This window comes from Nocardia sp. NPDC049935, from assembly GCF_055586645.1.
The window spans coordinates 202428-225737 of record NZ_JBVJHV010000009.1 but is presented as its reverse complement, the minus strand read 5'-3'; the positions used below and the strand labels follow the sequence as shown (position 1 = coordinate 225737).

General features: G+C 69.5%; 20 protein-coding genes. 9 read left to right on the top strand and 11 right to left on the bottom strand.

The window, feature by feature from the left end:
* Positions 1 to 224 precede the first annotated feature (224 nt).
* Positions 225 to 500: a helix-turn-helix domain-containing protein gene (locus ACZ6SF_RS29620; RefSeq protein WP_466066508.1), complete on the top strand. Its 276-nt coding sequence runs from the start codon at positions 225 to 227 to the stop codon at positions 498 to 500.
* Here the strand turns inward: ACZ6SF_RS29620 and ACZ6SF_RS29615 are convergent.
* Positions 462 to 626 (bottom strand): hypothetical protein, encoded by a 165-nt coding sequence (locus tag ACZ6SF_RS29615; protein WP_466066506.1) that lies wholly within the window; start codon positions 624 to 626, stop codon positions 462 to 464. The genes ACZ6SF_RS29620 and ACZ6SF_RS29615 overlap by 39 nt on opposite strands.
* Positions 627 to 1218: 592 nt before the next feature.
* On the opposite strand from ACZ6SF_RS29615, the gene ACZ6SF_RS29610 reads away from it, so the two are divergent.
* The 5 genes from ACZ6SF_RS29610 to ACZ6SF_RS29590 all read left to right on the top strand — a co-directional run bounded on the left by ACZ6SF_RS29610 (position 1219) and on the right by ACZ6SF_RS29590 (position 6661).
* Positions 1219 to 1581, top strand: coding sequence for a PASTA domain-containing protein (locus tag ACZ6SF_RS29610; protein ID WP_466066505.1), 363 nt, complete (start codon positions 1219 to 1221; stop codon positions 1579 to 1581).
* A gap of 90 nt (positions 1582 to 1671) precedes the next feature.
* Positions 1672 to 3411, top strand: coding sequence for a DUF3556 domain-containing protein (locus ACZ6SF_RS29605; protein ID WP_466066504.1), 1740 nt, complete (start codon positions 1672 to 1674; stop codon positions 3409 to 3411).
* Positions 3412 to 3521: 110 nt separating this feature from the next.
* Entirely contained in the window at positions 3522 to 4256 is a 735-nt protein-coding gene (locus ACZ6SF_RS29600) for a DUF7873 family protein (RefSeq protein ID WP_466066502.1), read from the top strand.
* Positions 4257 to 4758: 502 nt separating this feature from the next.
* The gene (locus ACZ6SF_RS29595) at positions 4759 to 4965 is read left to right on the top strand and encodes a hypothetical protein (protein ID WP_466066500.1); all 207 of its coding nucleotides are present in this window, start codon (positions 4759 to 4761) and stop codon (positions 4963 to 4965) included.
* Positions 4966 to 5020: 55 nt separating this feature from the next.
* Positions 5021 to 6661, top strand: a complete 1641-nt coding sequence (locus tag ACZ6SF_RS29590) for an ABC-F family ATP-binding cassette domain-containing protein (RefSeq protein ID WP_466066499.1) — start codon at positions 5021 to 5023, stop codon at positions 6659 to 6661.
* A 6-nt stretch (positions 6662 to 6667) separates the two neighbouring features.
* On the opposite strand, the gene ACZ6SF_RS29585 is transcribed toward ACZ6SF_RS29590, so the two are convergent.
* The 7 genes from ACZ6SF_RS29585 to ACZ6SF_RS29555 form a co-directional block, all read right to left on the bottom strand.
* Positions 6668 to 6832: a hypothetical protein gene (locus tag ACZ6SF_RS29585; RefSeq protein ID WP_466066497.1), complete on the bottom strand. Its 165-nt coding sequence runs from the start codon at positions 6830 to 6832 to the stop codon at positions 6668 to 6670.
* A gap of 905 nt (positions 6833 to 7737) precedes the next feature.
* Positions 7738 to 9315, bottom strand: a complete 1578-nt coding sequence (locus ACZ6SF_RS29580; RefSeq protein ID WP_466066496.1) for an MFS transporter — start codon at positions 9313 to 9315, stop codon at positions 7738 to 7740.
* The gene (locus ACZ6SF_RS29575) at positions 9312 to 10382 is read right to left on the bottom strand and encodes an ABC transporter substrate-binding protein (RefSeq protein WP_466066494.1); all 1071 of its coding nucleotides are present in this window, start codon (positions 10380 to 10382) and stop codon (positions 9312 to 9314) included. The genes ACZ6SF_RS29580 and ACZ6SF_RS29575 overlap by 4 nt, the downstream gene beginning before the upstream one ends.
* Before the next feature lie 29 nt (positions 10383 to 10411).
* On the bottom strand, positions 10412 to 11140 hold the full coding sequence (locus ACZ6SF_RS29570; RefSeq protein ID WP_466066492.1) for an ABC transporter ATP-binding protein: 729 nt from the start codon (positions 11138 to 11140) through the stop codon (positions 10412 to 10414).
* Positions 11137 to 11982, bottom strand: a complete 846-nt coding sequence (locus ACZ6SF_RS29565; protein ID WP_466066490.1) for an ABC transporter permease — start codon at positions 11980 to 11982, stop codon at positions 11137 to 11139. The genes ACZ6SF_RS29570 and ACZ6SF_RS29565 overlap by 4 nt, the downstream gene beginning before the upstream one ends.
* Before the next feature lie 145 nt (positions 11983 to 12127).
* Entirely contained in the window at positions 12128 to 12592 is a 465-nt protein-coding gene (locus tag ACZ6SF_RS29560) for a MarR family winged helix-turn-helix transcriptional regulator (RefSeq protein ID WP_466066488.1), read from the bottom strand.
* Positions 12593 to 12892: 300 nt separating this feature from the next.
* The gene (locus ACZ6SF_RS29555) at positions 12893 to 14419 is read right to left on the bottom strand and encodes a class I adenylate-forming enzyme family protein (RefSeq protein WP_466066486.1); all 1527 of its coding nucleotides are present in this window, start codon (positions 14417 to 14419) and stop codon (positions 12893 to 12895) included.
* 116 nt (positions 14420 to 14535) lie between these two features.
* Here ACZ6SF_RS29555 and ACZ6SF_RS29550 point away from each other — a divergent pair, with 116 nt between their 5' ends.
* Together ACZ6SF_RS29550 and ACZ6SF_RS29545 are read left to right on the top strand one after the other, a co-directional pair.
* Positions 14536 to 15216 (top strand): TetR/AcrR family transcriptional regulator, encoded by a 681-nt coding sequence (locus tag ACZ6SF_RS29550; RefSeq protein WP_466066485.1) that lies wholly within the window; start codon positions 14536 to 14538, stop codon positions 15214 to 15216.
* Complete coding sequence (locus tag ACZ6SF_RS29545; RefSeq protein WP_466066484.1) at positions 15213 to 16892, top strand: acyl-CoA dehydrogenase family protein; 1680 nt, start codon at positions 15213 to 15215, stop codon at positions 16890 to 16892. Before ACZ6SF_RS29550 ends, ACZ6SF_RS29545 begins: the two co-directional genes overlap by 4 nt.
* Positions 16893 to 16911: 19 nt before the next feature.
* On the opposite strand, the gene ACZ6SF_RS29540 is transcribed toward ACZ6SF_RS29545, so the two are convergent.
* Entirely contained in the window at positions 16912 to 20178 is a 3267-nt protein-coding gene (locus ACZ6SF_RS29540; protein WP_466066483.1) for a protein kinase domain-containing protein, read from the bottom strand.
* A 109-nt stretch (positions 20179 to 20287) separates the two neighbouring features.
* The gene (locus ACZ6SF_RS29535) at positions 20288 to 20710 is read right to left on the bottom strand and encodes a Zn-ribbon domain-containing OB-fold protein (RefSeq protein WP_466066482.1); all 423 of its coding nucleotides are present in this window, start codon (positions 20708 to 20710) and stop codon (positions 20288 to 20290) included.
* A 316-nt stretch (positions 20711 to 21026) separates the two neighbouring features.
* On the opposite strand from ACZ6SF_RS29535, the gene entS reads away from it, so the two are divergent.
* The gene (entS, locus tag ACZ6SF_RS29530) at positions 21027 to 22331 is read left to right on the top strand and encodes an enterobactin transporter EntS (protein WP_466066481.1); all 1305 of its coding nucleotides are present in this window, start codon (positions 21027 to 21029) and stop codon (positions 22329 to 22331) included.
* A 1-nt stretch (position 22332) separates the two neighbouring features.
* Here entS and ACZ6SF_RS29525 read toward each other — a convergent pair whose 3' ends face one another.
* A complete protein-coding gene (locus tag ACZ6SF_RS29525) occupies positions 22333 to 23310 on the bottom strand; it encodes an ABC transporter substrate-binding protein (RefSeq protein WP_466066479.1) in 978 nt (325 codons plus the stop codon).

The following is a 23310-nucleotide window of genomic DNA, read 5'->3' as shown; positions in this document are numbered from 1 at the left end:
TCCCCCGAACTCCGGCGCCGGACCAGGATGACGTGCCGCTTCGGGGCGTGAGCTGCGGTAATAGTCAACAGCTCTACCTCACATTAGTCCTAGTTCGGTCTCTTTTCAACCTATTTTGGTCTCTTATAATCCTATATTGGTTCCTATTTCCTCCGCCGGAGGGCCACCACGCCGAAACTATCGGGCACTTGATCAGACCCTGCCCGGTCCCCAGAATGGTCGACATGAATGCGACGCCCGCGGAGCCGGAGAGAGCAACCGGCGAGGAGGCGCGGCTGGACGCAGCCCTGGGCGCGGAAGTCCGCGCGATACGGGCCCGGCGCGGCTGGAGCCAGGAGGCGCTGGCCGAGAAGACCGGCTACAACAAGAAGACCATCGCCCGGCTGGAACGCGGCGAACGGGCCATGACCATCGCGCAGATGTACAAGATCTGCCGGGCATTCGAGATCCGGCCGAGCGAACTACTCGGCGCCGCCGAGAAGGAAGCCGGTATCCAGTAGTACCGCGGGATCCAGACCACGCCGGCGGCAGTCCGCGACGAACGCCGAGACCGTCGTCGTGGTGTGGTCACCGGCGAGATCGTCCGCCGACTCGGCGGCGGGCCGGTCCGGAGCTTCGTTGCCCATGAGCGTTTCCCGTTCTGGCCGATCCACGCTCGCGAGGAGTTCCACTTCCCCCGCGAAACCCGACAGTTCCTACCCTTCGGCTACCCACCCGGATCCCGGTGCTCGTCACCGGATCCTGACGCCGAGTGTAATTACCTTCGCGCGCTTCGCCTAGGCGCGGAAGGAATGCGGGACCAGGCGGTTACGCCGCCGACCAGTCCGAATGCACCGGCTGCGACGCGGATCCGGCGAACGACACGCCCGCGCTCCGACCGATCCAGATAACGCCGGATCTCCGTCGAGAACCCGGCTCGGGCAGGCCTTTCCGGCACCGGCCGGCCGGCGCACCCGAACGACGCCCCGGACGGTCCCGGGAACCACACCGGGACAGCGTCTTCCGGGCGTGCCACGCCGAGCCGGTCCGGGCACCGCGGGTACCGCCGCGCCGGGGCACGACGGTACCGCCACCTGTGCCGCGCCGAGGGTCCCCGCGGATTTGCGCAGGACCGGGCTTCGCGACATCCTGTCGAGGCCGGGCGAACGCACTCCCACCGCGCCCGCCTTCGGAGTCCACCGGCCCCGAAGCCTCTCGGAGCACGACGAGGAGAACTCGATGCGAAGAGTCCCGGTTGCGATGATCACGGGCGCGCTGCTGGCGGCGTCGTGGCTGACCGGCTGCGGTTCCGACTCCCCCACCGAGACCACGCCCGCCGGCACGACCGGCCAGGCCGAGGTGACGGTGCCGGATGTCCTCGGGCAGCGCCCGGCCAAGGCCCAGCAGCTGGTACAGGAAGCCGGGTTCGTGATCGTCGTACATGGCCGCGCCGGCCGGGCGCCCAACGGGTCGCAGTGTGTGGTGATCGAGCAGGATCCGCGGCCCGGCACCTCGTCGGCACCGGGCGCCACCGTGACGGTCCGCACCGGCGGGACCGGCGCACCGGACAGTCCGCCCGGCGATCCGGCCGCGGCCTGCTGAGACCTCCGGCGGGGTATTCCGGTCCGGACGACCAGATGTCTGTGCCATCATGTCCCGGAAGCAAGTCCGAGCACGTGTCCGGGAGCAATTGTGGCATTCCTCAAACCGGAGCTGCCCGTCGTCGACGCCGAGTGGTACACCCGGCCTCGCGCGGAGCGTATCCGGCCGATGGCGCGGCACTGGGCGGAGGTGGGATTCGGCACCCCGGCCGTGCTGCATCTGTTCTACGTCGTCAAGATCGCGCTGTACATCCTGGGCGGAGTGCTGTTCGCGCAGGCCACCACCGGTATCGGCGGCATAGCGGAGATAGGCTCCTGGTACGCCGAGCCGATCGTGCTGCAGAAGGTCGTGCTCTACACCATGCTGTTCGAGGTCATCGGCCTCGGCTGCGGATTCGGCCCGCTCAACAATCGCTATCTGCCACCCATGGGCTCGATCCTGTACTGGCTGCGCCCCGGCACGATCCGGCTGCCACCCTGGCCGTCGCGGGTGCCGCTCACCGGCGGCGATCGGCGCGGGCCGTTCGACGTCGCGCTCTACGCCGCGCTACTCGTACTGCTCGTGGTGGCGCTGCTGTCCGACGGCACCGGCCCGGACTCCGCCCTCGGCACCACGATCGGCCTCCTGCCGGCCTGGCAGATCTGGGCGATCCTGGGTGTTCTCCTCGTCGCGGGCCTGCGCGACAAAGTGATCTTCCTGGCCGCACGCGGTGAGGTGTACGCGGCGCTGAGCCTGACCTTCCTGTTCGGTGGCGCCGATACCATCGTCGCGGCGAAACTGGTCTTCCTGACCATCTGGATCGGCGCGGCGCTGTCGAAGCTGAACCGGCACTTCCCCTTCGTCATCTCCACCATGATGGCCAACGGCCCCCTCGTCCGGCCCCGTTCCCTCAAACGCCGCTTCTTCGAGAAGTACCCCGACGATCTGCGCCCCGGGCGCCCGTCCCGCCTGATCGCCCATATCAGCACGGCCGTGGAGGGTCTGGTCCCGCTGGTCCTGTTCTTCACCCACGGCGGCTGGCCGACGGCGATCGCCGCCGCGGTCATGATCTGCTTCCACGGCGCCATCCTGGTCTCGATTCCGATGGGCGTGCCGCTGGAATGGAATGTGTTCATGATGTTCGGGGTGCTCGCGCTGTTCATCGGGCACGCCGATATCGGGCTGAGCGACGTCACGAACCCGATCCCGGTGGCCGCGCTGTTCCTCGTCAGCGCGGGCACGGTGCTGGTGGGAGCCTTCTACCCGCGCAAGGTGTCGTTCCTGCCCGGAATGCGCTACTACGCCGGGAACTGGGACACCGGCCTCTGGTGCGTCAAACCGTCCGCCATGGCGAAGATCGCCGACGGCCTGGTCTCGATCGCGAGTATGCCCACCGCGCAACTCGAGAAGGTCTACGGCAGCCCCGAGGCCGCGCAGATACCGATCTACCTGGGATACGCGTTCCGCGCCTTCAACACCCACGGCCGGGCGATGTTCACCCTCGCCCATCGCGCCCTGGCCGATCAGGACGAAGCCGACTACGTGCTCACCGACGGTGAGCGCATCTGCTCCACCGCGGTGGGATGGAATTTCGGCGACGGCCATATGCACAACGAACAACTGATCGCCGCCATGCAGCGGCGGTGCCGGTTCGAACCCGGCGAGGTGCGCGTCGTCCTGATCGACGGCCAGCCCATCCACCGGCAGACCCAGCAGTATCGCCTGGTGGACGCGGCGACCGGCGAGTTCGAGCGCGGATACGTCGAGGTCGCGGATCTGGTCACCGCCCAGCCCTGGGACGATGCGATCCCGGTCCACGTCACCTACGGTCCGGCACTCGGCACGACCTGACACGCGGCCGGCCGAACGGGTCCGCCGGCGAATATCGGGTGGCACGGATCGCGGCCGCCGGGCTACGGTATCCCCCGGTCGCGAGGCAGTGACCGAAGGAGGGAAATACCTTGTCCACCAAGCTGAATCAGCTCATCGCCATCGAGAAGGGCGCCAAGTCACAGGCGAACGCGGACGTCACGGCCGCCTACCAGCGCGTGGGCAAGGTGGACCTGCTGGCGGGTATCTCCCGGACCTACCGGCCGCTCGACGATATGGGCGAGGAACTGCCGTCGGAGTCCAAGCGGGTCCAGGTACGGACGCGTGAGGTGATCGCCGATGTGCGGAACACCCTGACCCGCCTGTTCGACGTGACCGCGACCAAGGATACCGCCAACTGCTCGGCCAAGGCCGACCTCACCGTCGACGGCACCACCATCGCCCGCGATCTGCCGGTCACCTACCTGCTGTTCCTGGAGAAGCAGCTGAGCGAACTCAAGAAGTTCGTCGCCAAACTGCCGACCCTGGATCCGGCCGAGTCCTGGTCGTTCGACGAGGTCACCGACTGCTACGCCACCCAGCCGTCGCAGACCGTGCGAACCAAGAAGGTGCCGCGCAACCACGTGCTGGCGCCCGCGACCGAGAAGCACCCGGCGCAGGTGGAGGTGTACCACGAGGATGTGGTGGTGGGCCGGTGGACCACCACCAAGTTCTCCGGCGCGCTGCCCGCGAAGGAGGTCGGCGATCTCGCCGACCGGCTCGGCAAGTTGCTCGACGCGGTGCGCATCGCGCGCGAAACCGCGAACGCGACACCGGTGACCGATGTCGAGCCCGGTCACGCCATTCTCGGCTACCTGTTCGGCTAGCCGGGACCACGGATTCCCCCCATCGGGGGGATGGAGCACAAACTGAAACTGAAGTTCAATCTGATCACGGGCAGGCGCTGCCAGGGCCTGCCGGCAAATTCAGCTTCTCGCTCCAAGCTCACAACTCCATCGATCGTACGAGATGCGGATATGGTGCGACGCACTCCCGAGATCCGGGTTCGATTCCCGGTGGCGGCTCTTCCTGCCGCTGTGGCGTAAAGGCAACGCGCGGGATTACTCACCATGACACCTACCCGCGGTAGCGGCGATCACAGGTGGAGCAGACGATAGCTCATCTGGTAGAGCATCGGATTTTTAATCCGACGGTAGTGGGTTCGAATCCCACTCGTTCACCAGGAGAGGCCGGGAAGGGTAATCCCGGCCTCTCCGCCGAGCTTCCCGGAAAATGTTTCGCCACACCGCGCGACGGGTATACATAATTCCCATCGCGGGGAACAGTATCGGTATCTCCCCACACGTGGCCGGTTTACCATTTTCGGCTGTGTCAAGACCTCAGCCGCCCGAGGGCGGCGAATTATCCCCCACTCCCGAAGCCGAGCAACTCGGCCAGCCCAAGGTCGCGCTCGCCGTCGCGGCCGTGATGGCATTCCTGATCCTCGTGGTCCTGGTGGCGACCCACGGTAAACAGGACGACGGTGTCCGTCGCTCCCGGCCGATCGACAAACCGCCCACCACGTCACAGCAGTAACCGGTTCCGCGGCCCACGAGCCGGCCCCGCCGCCGGTGCGGGCAGAATATCCCCGGTGAACGCAACTCTGCAGGCCGACGGTCTCTCGGCCGGGCACGCCGAACGCACCCTGTTCGACGGCCTCGATCTCACTCTCGCACCCGGTGATGTGATCGGCCTGGTCGGTGTCAACGGCGCGGGTAAATCGACTCTGTTGCGTATGCTCGCCCACGGCACACCGGAGACGGGCACGATCACTCTGAGCCCGCCCGACGCCAGTGTCGGTTATCTCGCCCAGGAACCCGAACGGATCGCCGGGGAGACGGTTCTGGAATTCCTCGCCCGCCGGACCGGCGTCGCCCACGCCCAGCAGGTGATGGACGCGGCCGCCGAACGCCTCGGCGGCGACGGTCCCGACGACTACTCCCCCGCCCTGGAACGCTGGCTCGCTCTCGGCGGCGCCGATTTCGATCAGCGCGCCGCGGAGGTCGCCCGCGATCTCGGCCTCACCGACGGCCTGCGCGGTGGTCTCGGCACGCCGATGACCGGGCTGTCCGGCGGCCAGGCCGCCCGCGCCGGTCTCGCCTCGGTCCTGCTGTCGCGCTTCGATATCCTGCTGCTCGACGAGCCCACCAACGATCTCGATCTCGACGGTCTGGACCGGCTCGAACGGTTCGTCACCGGGATCAGGACACCGCTGATGGTCATCAGTCACGACCGGGAGTTCCTCACCCGGACGGTGAACAGCGTCCTCGAACTCGATCTGGCCCAGCAGCAGGTCGGCTTCTACGACGGGGGCTACGACTCGTATCTGGCCGAACGCGAGATCGCCCGCCGCCATGCCCGCGCGGCCTACGACGAATACGCCGATACCCGGGCCGGTCTGGAGGCCCGGGCGCGGATGCAGCGCAACTGGCTGGAACACGGTGTGCGCAACGCCCGTCGCAAGAGCAAGAACGATTCCGACAAGATGGGCCGCAAGACCCGCGCCGAGTCCACCGAGAAGCAGGCCGCCAAGGCGCGTCAGACGCAGCGGCGTATCGAACGGCTCGAGGTGGTGGACGAGCCCCGCAAGGAATGGGAACTGCGGATGGAGATCGCCACGGCTCCGCGCAGTGGCGCCGTGGTCGCGACCGCCCACGAGGCCACGGTGGCACGGGGCGATTTCGTGCTCGGACCGGTGACGGTGCAGATCGATTGGGCCGATCGTATCGTCCTGTCCGGTGCGAACGGCGCCGGTAAATCCACCCTGCTCGCCCTGCTGCTCGGCACCCTCACCCCCGATACCGGCACGGCCGCACTGGGTGCGGGGGTGCGGATCGGCGAGGTCGATCAGGCGCGCGGCCTCTTCCGCGGCGAGACCACCCCGGCCGCCACCTTCGGCGCCGCGATGCCCGACTGGCCCGACGCCGATGTGCGCACCCTGCTCGCGAAATTCGGGCTGCGCGGCCCGCATGTGACCCGTGCCTGCGATACGCTCTCGCCCGGTGAGCGCACGCGCGCCGCGCTGGCCCTGCTGCAGGCCCGCGGGGTCAACCTGCTGGTCCTCGACGAGCCGACCAACCACCTCGATCTACCCGCCATCGAACAGCTCGAACAGGCCGTGGATTCCTTCACCGGCACCCTGATCCTGGTGACCCACGACCGTCGCATGCTGGATTCGGTGCGAGCCACCCGCCGCTGGCGCCTGGCGGACGGCCTGCTCACCGAGGAGTAGGCCTCGTCAGTAGCGGGCGTCCCGGATCTCCTGGGCCCGGCCGTTCTTGGGCCGGCGCCGATAGGTCTTGCCCGAGGGGATGGGCTGGGCGGCGCTGGAGCGGCGCAGCTGTTCCCGGCGCCGCCACCCGGCGAGATCCGGGCGTTCGTAGTCTTCGCGCGCGTCGGTCATGCCATGGATCATGACCTATCCGGCGGCGCGGCGCCCCTGATTTTCCGCCCGGCCTCGACCGCCGGTGCGGTGGCGGGACGGGCGCCCGTCCCGCCGCCACGGGTCACGCGGACAGTGCCCGGTTGTCCACCAGCCTCTTGAAATCCGATCCGGCCTCGACCAGACCCCATTTGAGCAGCCAGCGGTAGGTCTGGTCGAACTGTTCGGGCGCGTACGGCTGCGGGTCGGCGAACCGCAGCCGCCAGGTGCCGATATCCGATTCGTCCAGCGTGCCGAGCTCTTCCGGAATCTCCTCGGTGAAATAGTGCAGGTACGGCGTCACATCGGTGTTGATATCGGCGACCGCCCGGCGGACGCCGCGGTCGATGGCCGCGTAGACCTCGGGATCGACCTTCTCGTCGGCGATCTCGGCGCCGGTGTAGAAGGCCTCGGCGATCAGCCGGTAGCCCTGCTTCAGCGCGAGACTGATATAGGGCTCCATCAGGGCCACGGCCTCCACGGTGCCGTCGCGCAGCGCCTTGAACCGGTCGGCCGGGCCGCCCACATGCACGACCTTCAGTTGATCGGGTTCGACGAAGCCCTCGAGAGTCTGGATCGCGAGGTAGTGGGAGCCGTGGTGGAAGTTCACGGCGACCTGCTTGTCGCGCAGGCTCTGCGGGTGGAACACGTCGGAGTCGGGGCGTACGAAGATCGCCTGGCTGGCGATCGCCGCGCGCTGGGTGACGATCCGGCCGCCGCGGCCGGAATCCTGGGCCCGCCGGACCTGTCCCCATTCGCAGGCGCGGTACAGCGAGACGTCGCCGTCCTCGAAGCCGCGGGAGATCCCGCCGAACGAGCTCACCAGATGGTGGTCCTCGATCGGTTTCACACTCACGTTGTAGGCGCCGGGGGCGACGAGTTCCAGGTCAACGCCCTCGTCGAGAAAGTAGCCCTTCTCGAGGCCCACCAGGTAGGGAAGGGTGAAGATCGCCCCGGTGCGGACGCTGGTGATCTTCGGTAACGGGGTGTTCGTATCGTTGCCGGTCATCGGTTTCTTCCTTTCGTGACAGGGTGGCGGCCGTGGGTGCGGCCGGGTTCGGGGTCGCCGGGAACCAGCGGTTCGCGGCGACGAGTGCGAGCACGGCCACCACCGCGGTGGCCGCGTACGCCAGGCGCATTCCGGCGGTGAAATCCGGCGCGGAAACGGGTTCGGGCCCGGCGAGGAATCCGGCCAGCGATACGGCCACCGCGCCGAGCGCGGCCGTACCCAGGTTCATGCCGACCTGCCGGGAGGTACTGGTGATCGCGCTGGCCGAGCCGGCCCGGTCGGCCGGAAGCGCGGCCACGGCCGACGAGGTCGCGGGCGGGTTCGCCATTCCCATTCCGATGCCCAGCAGCGCGAAGGCGCCCAGCACCCAGCCGATCGACGAGGTCGTCGACGCCGCCAGCGCGAGCGACGCCATGGCGGTGATCAGGAACAGATAGGCGACGAGAATGGGACGCCGCGGACCGAAGCGGCCCAGCAGCCGCCCGGACACCTGCGCGGCGATCAGGGTTCCGGCGGTGAGCGGCAGGGCCATCAGGCCCGCCTCCCACGCGGTGTATCCGCGGACCTGCTGCAGGTAGAGAGTATTGAGGAAATTCATTCCGGTGAGGCAGAAATAGGAGAACCCGGCCGTGAGCACCGCACCGCGTAACTGCGGACGGCGAAAGACCGTCAGGTCCAGCACCGGTTCGGCGGCCCGGCGCTCCACCCGCACCACGACCAGCACGGACACCACGGACGCCGCCAGGGCGAGCAGTGTCGGCGCGGACAGCCAGCCGTCGCGGGCACCGCCGGACAGCGCGAAGGTGACGAAGAACAGGGTCGCGGCGATGGCCAGATGCCCGGCGGGATCGATACGCCGCCGCAGCCGCGGTACCGGAGATTCGGGCACCCACCGCAGGACGAGCACGACGAGGGCCGCGAACGGCAGGCAGATCAGGAAGACACTGCGCCAGCCGACCAGGGTGACCAGGACGCCGCCGATCACCGGACCGAGCGCCGTGGATACCCCGGCGGTCGCGCTCCACGTGCCCAGTGCGCGGCTGCGCGCGACCGGATCCTGGAATACGCCGGTGAGCAACGATATCGATGCCGGAGTCATCAGGGAGCCGCCGATCCCCTGCGCGATCCGCCAGCCGATCAGTTCGGCGAAACCCGAGGAGACGTAGCACAGCAGGGAGGCGATGCCGAACAGTAGGACCCCCAGCCGGAAGATCCGCCGCGGACCGTAGCGGTCGGCCAGAGATCCCGCGAGGAACAGCGTGCTGCCGCGGGCCAGCGCGTTGGCCACGACGACCCACTGCAGATGCGCCACCCCCAGACCGAGATCCTCCTGCAGGGCCGGCAGTGCGACCACCAGCGCGGAGGTGTCGAGAGAGGAGAGGAACAGACTCGCGCAGCAGGCCGGCAGCGCCGCCCGGGGGTACGGGGCGGTCCGCGGAGTCCCGGGATCGTTCAACTCAGGCTCTCGTAGACCGGCCGGTCCGCGGTGCGCGACAGCAACCCGATATCGAGCGCGACCTGGATCTGCTTGTCCAGATTGGTGAATACGCTCGGATCCCAGGCGGTCGGGTAGATATCGCGGAGCCGCTCGGGCAGCGCGGCGATGGCGGCCTCCTCGTCGGCCGGGATCCCGAACGCCTCGTAGTGGCGGGCCAGCAGACCGGGGTCGGCGGTGATCAGCGCATTGGCCTCCGAGCGCAGGGCGACGAATCGCGCCGCGGTATCGCGGTTGCGTTCCAGCCACGGCCGATTGAACGCGGCACCGTTGAGGAACAGCGGATTCGCGTCCCCGGTGCCTTTCTGCCACAGCTGCGAGACCGTCGCGATCTGCCGGTTGCCCTGGGCGACCAGCCGGGTGGCATTGGGTTCGATGGCGATGATGGCGTCGAGGTCGCCGCGCTCGTACAGCGCCAGATTGGCGATCGGCTGCCCGGGAAAGATCTGGAATTCGCGTTCGAAGTCGATCCCGTTGACGGCCAGGCCCAGTGCGGCCGCCTTGTAGGTATCCGAGCTCGCCGGTTGTACACCGATCCGTTTGCCCCGCAGATCCTCGACCGAGGTGATATCGCTGTCGGCGGGCACGAGCCAGCGTCCGTGGTTCCACAGCTGGGGCCCCACGATCACCACATCGTGACCGGAGATATTGGCCTCGGTGGCGCCCAGCGGTCCGAAAGCGAAGGTGTCGAGCAGGCCGGTCAGGAGGTTCTCCTGTCCGGTGCCGACCCCGCCGCCGCCGTCGCGGACCAGGTCCAGTCCGTGTTCGGCCGCCAGCCCGAACTGGTCGGTGATCGGGTCGATCACCGATCCCGCCGTTCCGGGTTGTACCGCACCGATTTTGATCGACGGCAGCGGATTGCCGTCGGCGTCGACCGCCGTGGTTCCGGCCGCCCCGCACGCCACGAGCAGCGAACCCAGTCCGAGTCCCCCGGCCAGCGCGGCGCCGGCGCGGAGAACCTGCCGCCGGGTGACGGCCGGGCCGAGCGCGGATTCGCGGGTGAATATGTTGCCACGTGGTGCGGACACGGGGTCTCCGTTTCTGGATCGGTTCGCGGTCAGGCGATATGGGCGATGATGTCGCGGTGCAGGTCGAACAGGGTCGCGTCCTCGGTGGACCGGGGGCGCGCCAGGGTGACGCGGATATCCCGCACGATCCGCGCCGGGCGGTCGGCCAGCACCACCACGCGGTCGGACAGGAATGCCGCCTCGAGCGCGTTGTGGGTGACCAGCAATCCGGTGACCGAGCGTTCGACGAGCAGGGTCTGCAACAGCAGCCGCAGCTTGCGGCCGGTGAGTTCGTCGAGCGCGCTGAAGGGTTCGTCGAACAGCACGATGTCGGGATCCACCGCGAAGGCGCGGGCCACGGCCGCCCGCTGACGCTGTCCGCCGGACAGCACCGAGGGGTAGGCGCCGGCGTACTCGCTCAGTCCGACCGCGTCGAGCAGTTCCGGCACGGCCGCGGTGCTCTGCCCGGCGGATCTCGCGGCGATTTCGACGTTCTCGGCGACGCTGATCCAGTCCAGCAGCCGCGGCTGCTGGAAGACCATGCCCGTCCGGATCGGCGCCGCGCCCGCACCCACCCGGATCGCTCCGGAGTCCGGTGTCTCGAGTCCGGCCACGAGATGCAGCAGGGTCGTCTTCCCGGTGCCCGACGCGCCGACCAGCGATACGAGTTCCCCCGGTGCGACGTCCAGCGAGAAATCCTCGAAGACCGTCTGGACGGTGCCGTCCTTCTTGCTCACGAACGATTTGGAGATATCGCGCAATTCGATACCGGCGCTCATACCGCGGACTCCTTACGCCAGCGGGATACCCGCCGTTCCAGGGTTTGCAGGACGCCGTACTCGATGGCTGTCATCACCAGCGCGAAAGCGATCGTCCAGGCCAGCACGCCGGCCACGTTGTGATTGGCGAACTCCAGGTTCAGCTGGTATCCGACACCGCTGGCCAGCCCGAAGATCTCGACCAGCACGATCACCTTCCACGCCATGGCGATACCGAGGCGGGCACCGGTGAACAGCGACGGCGCCAGGGCGGGCAGCCAGATCCGCCGCAACCTGGTCCACGCGCCGAAGCGGTAGACATGGGCCATCTCGTGCAGCTGCGGGTCGACATCCCGGACGCCCTGGGTGATGTTGACGATGAGCGCGGGCGCGGCCGCCAGCGCCACGGCCAGGATCGGGTTGACCATGCTGATGCCGAACCAGATCACGCACAGCAGCGCCTTCACCAGACCGGGCGTCACCAGGCCCAGCAGTACCGCGGGTTCGAAGAACCGCTGGACATACCTGTTGCGCCCCATCGCGATTCCGAGCACCACCGCGACCACGAACGCGACCGCGAATCCCAGCAGCACCCGTATCAGCGTCACCTGCAGGTTGGTCCACAGCACGCCGCTACCGGCCAGTTCCGTCAGTTCGTCGGCGATCGCGCCGAGTGACGGGACCAGCGGGCTGTCCATCCGCGCGGCCATCACGTTCCAGCCCACCGCCAGCAGGATGATCAATGTCAGCGGCGGGGCGATCACCCCCGCGGCGGTGGCGGCGCGCGAGGCCCGGGCCGGACGCCGGACCGGAGGCGTACGACCTGCCCGTCCGGTCGTGGGCTCTGCACTCAGCACTGTCATGGGAATCCGTTCGATCGGCCCGCGACGTCGTGCGTCGCCGGCGGAGCAGGGTGTGGAGGGTGAAGGCCCGATAAGGCCTCGAATCAGGTGACCCGCGGGCGCGGGTGACCGGGCGCCGGGTGGGGCCGGCAGCCGTACGGAGTGGTTACGAGGCGCGGGGACCGGTGGCCGATACCAGCAGTTCCAGGCCGTCGCCGAGCGCGGCGATCGCGGCCATCTGCTCCGGCGAGAGCGCGGAGATCCGGTCCAGGATGATCTCGGTCAGCTGCCGGCGGCTGCGCAGGAACAGCTCCCGGCCGGATTCGGTCACTTCGATCAGATTGACCCGGGCATCGGTATCCGAGGTGCGGCGCGCGACGTCCCCGGATTCCTCGAGCCTGCGGACCGTGCGCGAGACACTCGCCGGATCCACGCCTTCGTGCGCCGCGAGTTCCGACATCGACAGCGGGCCGAATTTGACGATCGCCGCGAGGGTGCTGCGCGCGGACTGGTTGGCCCCCGCGCGATCCATCATCCGGAATTGCCGGGCCGCCTGGATCAGTGCGACCTGCATCCGCTCCACCGCGGCCAGGAGATCGTCGTCGGCCGCCGCGCAGTCGGACGGGGTCATCGGCGGTCCCTTCGTGTGGCGGCGTCGCGGGTGGGGCGACCTGACACAGTCTGGTCATCGTGCCGGTTCCCTTCCACTCGCGGGTGCCGGTCACTCGATGCCGACCGACGAGGAAAGGTTAACAACTATCAAGTAATCGACTCCGGCAGCGAGCCGCGCCGGCGCGTGCCGATCGGTCGGATCCCGCGGCCCGCCGCGGCGATTTCCGCAGCTCGACGCGGGTTCTCTCGAAATTCCCCCACGCGGTGGGCGATTGCGATCTCGGCGATCCGAATATCGGAGACCGCCCCGCCGCACGACTCACCCGTCGATCAGAGCCTTGCGCAGCACGTGCTTGGTGAGTTTGCCCGACGGATTGCGCGGCAGCTCCTCGACCAGAACGATCTCGCGGGGGATCTTGTACCGGGCCAGGGCCCCGGACAGGTACTCGCGCAACTCGTCCAGGCCGATCTCGGCACCGTCGGCGGGAGCGATCACCGCCACCACGGTTTCTCCCCATTCCGGATGCGGGCGCCCGATCACCGCGACATCGCGGACATCGGGTCGCGGGCGGATCGCCTCCTCGACCTCCTGGGAGTACACGTTCTCTCCGCCGGTGATGATGACGTCCTTGGTGCGGTCGACGATGTAGATGTAGCCGTCCTCATCCAGGCGCGCGACATCGCCGCTGCGGTACCAGCGTCCCTCGAAGACCTCGGCGGTGGCCGCGTCGTCGTGCAGGTAGCCGGCCATCCGGGTGTCGCCGGCCAGCCAGATCTCCCCCGATTCGCCGGGCCCGGCATCGATACCGTCCGGGCGGACGACCCGCAGATCCACCCCGGGCATACCGCAGTGCCCGATCGACCCGGCCTTGCTGATCTGCTCGTGCGGATACAGCGCGGTTCCGGCCGGCCCCATCTCGCTCATGCCGTACACCTGGTAGAAGTCCTGGGAGCGGTAGGCGCGCTGGAGCTGCCGGGCCACCTCGGCCCCGATGGGCGCACCGCCGTAGGTCCACCGGCGCACGGAGGAGAGATCGAATCCGGCCGGGTCCACACCGGCGGCCCGCGCCGCCTGCAGCGGGGCCAGGTAGGCGATCGGCGCACCGAAGACCGCGGTGATTCGCTGCTCCTCGATGATCTCCAGGAAGGCGAGGGGCTCGTACTCGCGCATCAGGACGACCGTGCCGCCGAGGAACATCGTGGTGACGAACCAGACGTTGAGCGGCGCGGCATGCCAGATCGGCATCGCGATCAGCACCCGTTCGTCCCGGCCGAGACCGAGCGTGGTCGCGATATAGGTCGCGACGGTGGTGATCGAGCGGTGGGTGTGCAGACATCCCTTCGGCGCACTGGTGGTGCCGGAGGTGTAGAGAACCTGCGCGATATCCGATTCCGCGACCGGCACTCCCGGCCACGTGTCCGCCGCCGCGACCAGCGCGTCGAAGTCACACTCGCCGGGCCCGCCACCCGAGTCGGTGCACAGCCAGTCGACGCCCGGCGCACCCGCCCGCGCGGTCGCGGACAGCTCCGCCGACACCACACCCACCCGGGCGCCGCAGTGGTCGAGCGTGTACCGGACCTCCGGCGCGGTCAGTTTGTGGTTGACCGGTACCAGGGCCGCCCCGGCGCGCCAGGCCCCGAACGCCGCCACCGCGAAGCCCGGTGAGTTGTAGGTCATCACCGCGACCCGGTCGCCGGGCCGCACGCCCCGGGCGCGCAGCGCATTCGCGGCCCGCTCGGAGGCGGCGAGCAGTTCGGCGTAGGTGATCCGCTCGGTGCCGTAGACGATCGCGACCTTGTCCGGATATCTACGGGCGGTGCTCTCCAGCATCGTGGTCAGGTTCATGCGGCTACTCCTCGGGCGCGCCTTCGATCCGCCGGGCGTTGCCGTGGGTCGGGATTGGGTCTACAGTTCGGGTCGCAAGGATTGAATCACGATTCAATGTTTATGGAAAGGGGCCTGTGCCCGTGGTGTACCGGCCGACCGAGAAGACGCGCGCGGCCCGCGCGCAACGCCGGGCCGACCTGCTACGGGAGGCGACGGCGCTGGTCGCGGCCGGTGGATTCGCGGCGGCGACCGTCAAGGCGATCGCGCAGAGATGCGAGGTCGGCGTCGGGACGGTGTATTCGTACTTCGACGGCAACGCCGATCTGCTGGCCGCGGTCTTCCGCTCCGGCGCCGACCGTGAACTCGCGGCCGCCCGGGCCGCGGTCGAGGCCGCCGACGGGGCGCCCGCCCAGCTGCGGGCCATGGTAGAGACCTTCGCCCTGCGCGCCATCCGCGGGCGGCAGCTGGCGTGGTCGTTGCTGTTCGAACCCGTCGATCCCCGGATCGAGGCCGAACGCCTCACCTACCGGGCCGAGTACCACCGGCTCACCACCGAGATCCTGCGTGCCGGTATCGCCGCGGGCGATTTCCCCGACCAGCACCTGGAGATCAGCGCCACGGCGCTGATCGGGGCCATCAGCGAAGCCCTCACCGGCCGGCTGTCACCGGACCACGCGGTGACCGCCGCCGACGGTACCGGCGACCACCGGATCGTCGAGGCCATCCTGCGGTTCTGCTTCCACGGCATCGACTACACCGGGGACGGCACCCCCGGCCCCACCATCCGAACCCCACCCGAAGGGACAGACTCATGACCGCGACCCTCGCGCCGGGTTTCCGCACCCATACCGTCTTCAACCAGGCGCCGCCGCGGACCGGCGTCAACGAGTACACCGCGAATAGGGCGCTGGTCGAGGGGGTGTCCCGGCACGGGGCCGGCTGGGCGGCCGAGCAGCTCACCGCGGTGGGCGCGCTGGTGGGCTCCGAATCCTTCCAGCGCGACGCCGAACTGGCCAACACGGTCACCCCGGTGTTCCACTCCCACGACCGGTACGGCAACCGGATCGACGAGGTCGAATTCCACCCGGCCTATCACCGGATCATCGGCGCCGCGGTCGCCCACGGCGCCCATACCGCGGCCTGGGCGGATCCGCGCCCCGGAGCCGATGTCGCCCGCGCCGCGACCTTCATGCTGTTCGCGCAGATCGAGCCCGGCCACGCCTGCCCGATCTCGATGACCCATTCCGCGGTTCCGGCACTGGAATTCGCCCCCGATCTCGCCCGCGTCTGGCTTCCGCGCCTGTACAGCCGCGGCTACGACGGGCGGCTCACCGCGCCCGGCGGCAAACCCGGCGCGCTGTTCGGGATGGCGATGACCGAGAAGCAGGGCGGCTCCGACGTCCGTGCGAACACCACACAGGCAGTACCGAACTCCGACGGGACCTGGTCGCTGACCGGCCACAAATGGTTCTGCTCGGCCCCGATGTCGGATGGGTTCCTCGTGCTCGCGCAGGCGTCCGGCCCCTACGGTTCCCCGGACGGCGGACCGGCGCTGTCGTGTTTCCTGGTGCCACGCGTCCTCGAGGACGGCACCCGCAACACCTTCCGCATCCAGCGGCTGAAGGACAAACTCGGCAACAAGTCCAACGCCTCGTCGGAGATCGAACTCGACTCCACGCTGGGCCATCTCGTCGGCGAACCGGGTCGCGGTGTGCGCACCATCATCGAGATGGTGGCGCGCACCCGCCTCGACTGCGTGTACGGGTCGGCCGCCGGAATGCGGCAGGCCGTCGCCGAGGCGCTGTGGCACGTCCGGCACCGCGCCGCCTTCGGCGCGACGCTGATCGACCAGCCCGCCATGACCGCGGTCGCCGCCGACCTGGCCCTGGAATCGGAGGCCGCGACGGCCACCGCGCTGCGGCTGGCCCGGGCCCACGACGCGGACAGCGACGATACCGAGAAGGCGTTCCGGCGGCTCGCCACCGCGGTGTCGAAGTACTGGATCTGCAAACGCGGACCGCAGCACGCCTACGAAGCGCTCGAATGCCTCGGCGGCAACGGGTACACCGAGGCGTTCCCGCTCGCCCGCCGGTACCGGGAACAGCCGGTGATGGCCGTCTGGGAGGGGTCGGGCAATGTCATCGCCCTGGACGTGCTGCGCGCCATGACCCGGGAACCGGAATCGGTGCGGGCCTTCGACGCCGAGCTCGCGACCGCCCGCGGGGCGTCGGCCCTGTTCGACCGCCACCACGACCGGATGCGCGCCGCGCTGGCCGAACTGGCGACCCTCGCCCCGGGGCAGGCGCAACTGCGGGCCCGCGCGGTCGCCTCGTCCATGGCCCTGGGGCTGCAGGCCTCGCTGTTGCTGCGTTATTCGCCGACGGCGGTCGCGGAGGCGTTCCTCGCCGCGCGGCTGGGCCCGGATCGTGATCTCCAGTACGGGTCGCTGCCGGACGGCACGGATTTCGGCGCCATCCTCGAACGACACTGACGCGCCGGGCCGGCAGCGGTCAGCGCTGAGTGTTCTCGACGATCCAGGCCGCGATCTGGGTTCGTGAGGTGAACCCGAGTTTGTTCAGGATGTTCTCGACGTGCCCTTGGGCGGTGCGCTGGGAGATCACCAGTTTCGAGGCGATCTGTTTGTTGCTGAGACCCTGCGCCACCAGATCGGCCACCTGGCGTTCCCGTTTGGTCAGTTTCGGCGTGCGCTCCGCCCCACCGCTCGGTTCGGTGGCCGGTTCGCCGAGTGCGTAGGAGACGGCCGCCTCCATCCCCATCGTGCGGCCCTGCCGGTGCGCCGCGTCGTACCGGCGGTCGCCCAGGGCCGCCCGCGCGGCGCGCTCACAGTCCTGGTGGAAACCGGCCATATTGTGGAAGACGGTCGTCACCCGGGCGCCTGTGGGCCACAGTCCTTCCGCGGCGCCCATCAGGACGGCGGCGCGTTCGGCTCCGGTCCGCATATCGACGATCCAGGCCAGCGCCTCGAGACAGAACATATTGATCACGGTGCTGTTCAGTCCGCTGTTGACCCGTAACGCCTCTTCCATCAGCTCCCGGGCACGGGACGGATCGCCGTCCTGCCAGACCCCGACTCCCACTCCCCGCAGGGCGGCGGCCCGGTGCAGCACCTCGCCGCGCGGCTCGGTGACCGCCAGCACCTCCCGGTAGTACTCGCCCGCCCCGGCGGTATCGCCGCTCAGTTCGTACGCCCAGCCGGTGAGAGTGAGGGCGCTCATCCGCAACTGGCCGGCCGGATCCGCGCGGGTGAGTTCCGCCGTGCGGTCGAAGCGGGCCGGCGCGGCCTCGGGTTCACCGCGGGACATGGCGAGCAGACCCTCGCAATAGGCGACCTGCGCGCACACCATGGGCTCGGGATCCGGACCGGCCAGTTCCTCGGCCTGCGCGAGCGCACCGGAGGAGGCCTGGAATTCGCCGTGGGTCGCGGCCAGTTTCGCGGACGCGCACAGGGCGTCGATCCGTTCTCGTACCGCCCCCGGGCCCGGCCGGGCCAGCGCCCGTTCCAGCCACGACCGCCCTTCGCCGTACATACCGCGGAAGTTCCAGAACTCGTAGAGCCCGGTCGCGATGCGCAGCCCGGCGGCCAGGGCCGCATCGGTGTCCCCGGTCAGGCAGTAGTCGAGCGCATCGCGCAGGTTGGGCAGTTCCCGGGCGAGCCGGGCGATCCAGCCGGGCTGTTCCCGGCTTATCCATCCGGCCGCCGCGTCCGCGCACATCCGCTCGTACCATTCGTGGTGCCGGCGGCGCAGCTCCCGGTCCCGGCCGGAATCCCGCAGCACCTCCCGGCCGTAGTCACGCAACGTCTCGAGCATGCGGAAACGTACTGCGGCGCCGGATTCCTCGCGGATCAGAATGGATTTGTCCACCAGTGAGGACAGCACATCGAGCAGGCTGTCCGGAGCCGGATCGAGCACACAGACACCTTCGACGGCATCCAGTTCGCAGGCCCCGGCGAAAACCGAGAGTTGTGCCCACAGTTGCTGCTCGGCCGGACTGCACAGGTCGTAGCTCCAATCCATGCACTGCCGCAGTGTCTGCTGCCGGGGCGGGGCGGTCCGCCCGCCACGGGTCAGTACCGGTCTGCGGATATCCATCCGCTGCAGAATCTGCTCCGGAGACATGGTCGCCAGCCGGGCGGCCGCCAGTTCGATGGCCAGCGGCAGGCCGTCCAGGCGCGCGCAGATCTGCGCGACGGCGGCCTTGTTGTCCTCGTCGAGCTCGAACCCCGGCACCACGGCGGCGGCACGCTCGGCGAACAGGGTCACCGCGTCGAACCGCGGCATCCCGAGCAGACTGGGTTCCCGGTCCGGCTCCGGCACGGTCAGCGGGGCCACCCGCAGTACCGCCTCCCCCGCGATATTCAGTGGTTCGCGGCTGGTGGCGAGGATGCGCAGTCCCGGGCAGCCCTGCAGCAGCGCTTCGTCCAGCTCCGCGACCGGATCGACCAGTTGTTCGCAGTTGTCCAGCACCAGCAGCGTTTCGCGCGTGCACAGATTCTCGACGAGGACGTCGATGGTCGGCCGGGCCGCCTCGCCCCGTACTCCGACCGCGGCGGCCACCACATCGACCAGGATCGCGGGTTCGGTGACATCGGTCAGATCGACCAGCCATACGCCGTCGGCGAAATCCCGCCGCACCTGCGCCGCGACCCGCAACGCCAGCCGCGTCTTGCCGACCCCGCCCGGCCCGGCCAGAGTCACCAGCCGCGCGGTCGACAGCAGGTTCTTCACCTCCACCACCTCGCTGCGCCGGTTGACCAGGCTGGTCAGCTCGAGCGGGAGATTCCCGGTGGTATCCGGGCCGATCGGCCGGCGCTGCGCCGGTATCCGGGGTTCGGGCGGCGGGTCCGCGGTGGCCGGACGGTCCTGCAGCGCCATCTCGTCGACGGCGAAGCCGTGGCGCTGCTGCACCTGCCCGATGGTTTCGCCGAGCGCGGCCGCCGACGGCCGCTCGCGCGGGTCGCGGTTCATGGCGGCTTCCACCACATCGCTGATATCGGCCGCGACGCCCTGCTCGCGCAGATCCGGTAGCGGTGCGTTGGTGATCCGCAGGAATTGGGTCACCATCTTCTCGCCGCTGCGCCGCTCGAACGCCGCGTGCCCGGTGAGGGCGCAGAACATGGTGGCGCCGAGCCCGTACACATCGGCGGCGGGAGTGGGCGGTTCACCTTCGAGCACCTCGGGGGCGGTGAACGCCGGCGATCCGGTCACGGTGCCGGCGGCGGTCCGGAAACCACCCGCGATATGGGCGATGCCGAAATCGGTCAGGGCCGGTTCGCCGTAGTCGGTCAGCAGGATATTTCCCGGTTTCACATCCCGGTGCACGATCCCGAGACGGTGCGCGCTCTCCAGCGCCCCCGCGATCTTCACCCCGATCTGCAGCACATCCGCGGGCGACAGCGGGCCGTGCCGGCGGATCCAGGCATCGAGGGAACCCAGCGGATAGAACGGCGTCACCAGGTAGGGCCGGCCGCGCGCGGTCATCCCCTCCTCCAGCACGGTGACGATATTCGGATGCCCGGTCAACCGGCCCATCGCGCGCTGTTCGCGTGCGAACCGCGCCCGGTTGTCCTCATCCGATTCGGTGGTGAGCACCTTCACCGCGACCGTACGGTCCAGCGGTTCCTGGGTGCATCGATAGACCACTCCGAAACCGCCGCGCCCAACCTCCGCCGCGTCTTCGAAACCGGCCGCGTCGAGTTCCGTCGCGACGGTCGCCGTCGACTCGCGGCGTGTGCGTACGGGATCGTCGCCGGTCATCGCGGGGCGACGATTCCTCGGGTATGTAGATGGGCACCGGGTTCCATACGCGGCCCCTCTCGCCTACTCAACTGTATCGCCGGGACATCTCCGGCGCCGCGAGCGGCGATCACAGGACGGCGGACTCCTTGTCTCGGCCCGGTAATACCTCCGGTACCGCGGTGACGGCGAAAACGGGGAACCGGTCGCCTCGCGGCGGGGCCTGGAAGCGCACCCGGACCGGGCGGCGCGCGGCACCCGGCAGTTCGCCGTCGATGGTGGTGTAGACCCAGGGACCTTCGTCGAGTTCCACGATCGCCAGCGTCGATTCCACGGCGGCGGCGCAGGTCACCTTCCGCCAGCACACCACCGATCCGCCGCCCGCGGCGGGGACCCGGTCGAACTCCTCGCAGTGGCAGGCCGAGCACCGCACCACCGGTGGGGCGAACAGCGCACGACAGCTGCCGCAGCGCCGGATCACCATCCCGGTCTCGGTGCATTCCGCGGAGAGGTCACTGCAGTCGCCTGCGCCTCCGGTGTTCCACTCGTCCATACAAGCCTCGATGTGCTGGTGCCGACTCGTTCGGATACCAGCATCGGGCACGCGCCGCCGGGGCACGCGGGTCGAACGGCCCGGGGTATACCTGTTTCTGCAAAACCCCAGTTCAGATGGGCTTACTCAGGAGTAGCACACTTCGATCGTCCCGGTGACCGGGATCATACGCAGAGCCTCGGGAGAGTTTTTCCGCGCGGCTGCCGGCCCCGCGCGCACCACATCGATCGGGCCCGCCCGGTCACCGGTAGCCTCGATCCGATCCGCAGTCGCCGCGTCGCACCGGCCGAGCGGTGCGATCGAGAGGAGCCCGCCCGTGGCCGGGGAGCAACGCCGCCGTCGCGGCAGGACCGCCATCGTTCCGGCGCGCCGGATCGCGGTCGACCTGACCCCGCTGCGTACCAGCCCCGCGTTCCGGACCCTGTTCCTGGCCCGCTCTATCTCGGTATTCGGGATCGGGTTCCTGGTGGTCGCGCTCCCGATCCAGGTCTACCGGCTGACCGGATCGACCGCGATGGTCGCGACGGTCGCCACGGTGATCGGTCTGTCCGCTTTCGCGGGCACCCTGATCGGTGGCCCGGCGGCGGACCATTTCGACCGGCGGGCGGTGATCGTGTCCTCCCGGGCCGCCGCGACCCTGGGATTCGCCGTCCTCGCCGTGAACGCCATGCTCCCCGAACCCCGGCTCTGGGTGATCCTGCTGTGCGCGGTCGTGGACGGCCTCACCGGCGGGATCTCCGAGACAGCGCTGGTCGCGGCGATACCGGGACTGATCCCGCCCGACCGGCTCGCCGCGGGAGCCGCGCTGATGGCCCTGACGGCCGATCTCGGCCATATGGCCGCGCCCGCGCTCGCCGGTCTGCTCATCGCCTGGCTCGACGTCGCGGCCAACTTCTGGCTGGCGGCCGCGGCGGGCCTGGTGACCACTGTGCTCCTCGCGCGGCTCGGCCCGATGCGGGCCGAACGCGGCCCCGCCGGGTCGCCGGTCCGGGCCGCGCTGGACGGTGTGCGTTTCGTCGCGGGCCACCGGATCGTCGGGGCGACCCTGCTGGTGGGCTGCGTGACCATGCTGCTGTCGGGCTGGAACGTCCTCATCCCGGAGTATGTGAGCGAGGTCCTGCACGGCGGGGAAACCACCGCCGGCCTGCTGTTCGCGGCGCCGGCGGCCGGGGCGGTCCTCGGTTCACTCACCTCGGGCTGGACCGGTTCGATCCGGCGCGGCGGTCAGGTGATCTTCGTGGCCACCCTCGTCTCCGCGGCCGGGCTCGCCGGCGCCGGACTCGTCGCCGCCACGGTGGTGGTGTTCACCGGACTGGCCGCACACGGCGCGGGGCGGGTGGTCGCCGATATCGCGCGATTCGCGGTGGTTCAGGCCCACACCCCCGACGAGTTCCGCGGCCGGGTCTCGGGCCTGTGGACCGCGCAGCTCACCATCGCGCTGTCGCTGGGCGCGGTCGTCGCGGGCGGCGTCGCGAGCGCGGTGCCGGCCCGATCGGCCTTTCTCGTCTACGGCGCCTGCGGCTGCCTGGTGACCGTCGCGCTGTGGTGGCTGCTCGCGACCCTGAGACACCTCGACGGCGCGGCACCGGCGCCGGACGGCGCGGCACCGGCGCCGCGGTGAATCACCCCGCCGCGGCCGCCAGCTGCGGGGTGATGCGGTCCAGGGCGAACCGCAGCGATTCCGGGGTGCCGGCCGACAAAGCCTGGACGGCCGGATCGCTTTCGGGCAACCGCACGGCGTGTCCGTCGCGCACCACGGCCAGCGAGTTGATCAGGGGGTCGTTCTCGAGGTCGGCGAAGGGCAGCCCGATGGTGGTGAACACCCCGGTCTGCGCGTCGAGATCACCCACCCGCTCCACCGGGACCTGCGCGAAGAATCCCGAACTCTGCAGCCGGGTGATCGGCGGATTCGGCACGAACCCGAGGTCGGCGAAGAAATCGAAGCGGGCATCTCCGGCCAGATAGGCGCCGTAGGCGGTGCCGTATTTGGCGGCGTAGACGAACGTCCGGCCGGCGAATTCGGGATGCCGATCGGCGACCGCCCGTTGCGCCCCGGCGGTTTCGGCGATGATCTTGTCCGCCGCGTCGCGCTTGCCGAGGGCCGCGCCGATGATCCGGGCCTGGGTCTGCCAGTCGACCGCGAAATCACCGGTGCCCTCGGGCGCGGTGACCACCGGCGCGATCTCGCGCAGATTGTCGGTGACGGCACTGTCGTCCTTCGCCCGCACGTCGAGGATCAGATCGGGGTCGAGTTCCTCGATCTGCTGCATATTGAACTCCCCCGCGCTCTGCGCGGACAGTAGTTCGGGCGAGGTGTCACCGAACGCGGCGGCATCCCACTCGCCGACACCCTTGGTGGCCTCCCCGAAACCCATCCAGTCGTAGATCGCCACCGGTTTCACCCCCAGCTCCAGCGCGACCGCGCCGTCGGACCAGCCGAGCGCCACCACCCGCGGCTCGTCGGGCAGCGAGTAGCCCGGCGTCGCCTCCGGATCGTCGAACACCTCGTAGGTGGTGTCGTCGGACCGGACGCAGGCCGGGGTCGCGAGAACCACACTCGCCAGTACCGCCACCGCCACGCTGATACGCCGTCTCGACAT

What these genes read in the sequence shown, in the direction of transcription:
- ACZ6SF_RS29620 (WP_466066508.1), top strand. Translation starts at nt 225, where the DNA reads ATGAATGCGACGCCCGCGGAGCCGGAGAGAGCAACCGGCGAGGAGGCG.
- ACZ6SF_RS29615 (WP_466066506.1), bottom strand. Translation starts at nt 626, where the DNA reads ATGGGCAACGAAGCTCCGGACCGGCCCGCCGCCGAGTCGGCGGACGAT.
- ACZ6SF_RS29610 (WP_466066505.1), top strand. Translation starts at nt 1,219, where the DNA reads ATGCGAAGAGTCCCGGTTGCGATGATCACGGGCGCGCTGCTGGCGGCG.
- ACZ6SF_RS29585 (WP_466066497.1), bottom strand. Translation starts at nt 6,832, where the DNA reads ATGACCGACGCGCGCGAAGACTACGAACGCCCGGATCTCGCCGGGTGG.
- ACZ6SF_RS29570 (WP_466066492.1), bottom strand. Translation starts at nt 11,140, where the DNA reads ATGAGCGCCGGTATCGAATTGCGCGATATCTCCAAATCGTTCGTGAGC.
- ACZ6SF_RS29565 (WP_466066490.1), bottom strand. Translation starts at nt 11,982, where the DNA reads ATGACAGTGCTGAGTGCAGAGCCCACGACCGGACGGGCAGGTCGTACG.
- ACZ6SF_RS29560 (WP_466066488.1), bottom strand. Translation starts at nt 12,592, where the DNA reads ATGACCCCGTCCGACTGCGCGGCGGCCGACGACGATCTCCTGGCCGCG.
- ACZ6SF_RS29555 (WP_466066486.1), bottom strand. Translation starts at nt 14,419, where the DNA reads ATGAACCTGACCACGATGCTGGAGAGCACCGCCCGTAGATATCCGGAC.
- ACZ6SF_RS29545 (WP_466066484.1), top strand. Translation starts at nt 15,213, where the DNA reads ATGACCGCGACCCTCGCGCCGGGTTTCCGCACCCATACCGTCTTCAAC.
- ACZ6SF_RS29540 (WP_466066483.1), bottom strand. Translation starts at nt 20,178, where the DNA reads ATGACCGGCGACGATCCCGTACGCACACGCCGCGAGTCGACGGCGACC.
- ACZ6SF_RS29535 (WP_466066482.1), bottom strand. Translation starts at nt 20,710, where the DNA reads ATGGACGAGTGGAACACCGGAGGCGCAGGCGACTGCAGTGACCTCTCC.
- ACZ6SF_RS29525 (WP_466066479.1), bottom strand. Translation starts at nt 23,310, where the DNA reads ATGTCGAGACGGCGTATCAGCGTGGCGGTGGCGGTACTGGCGAGTGTG.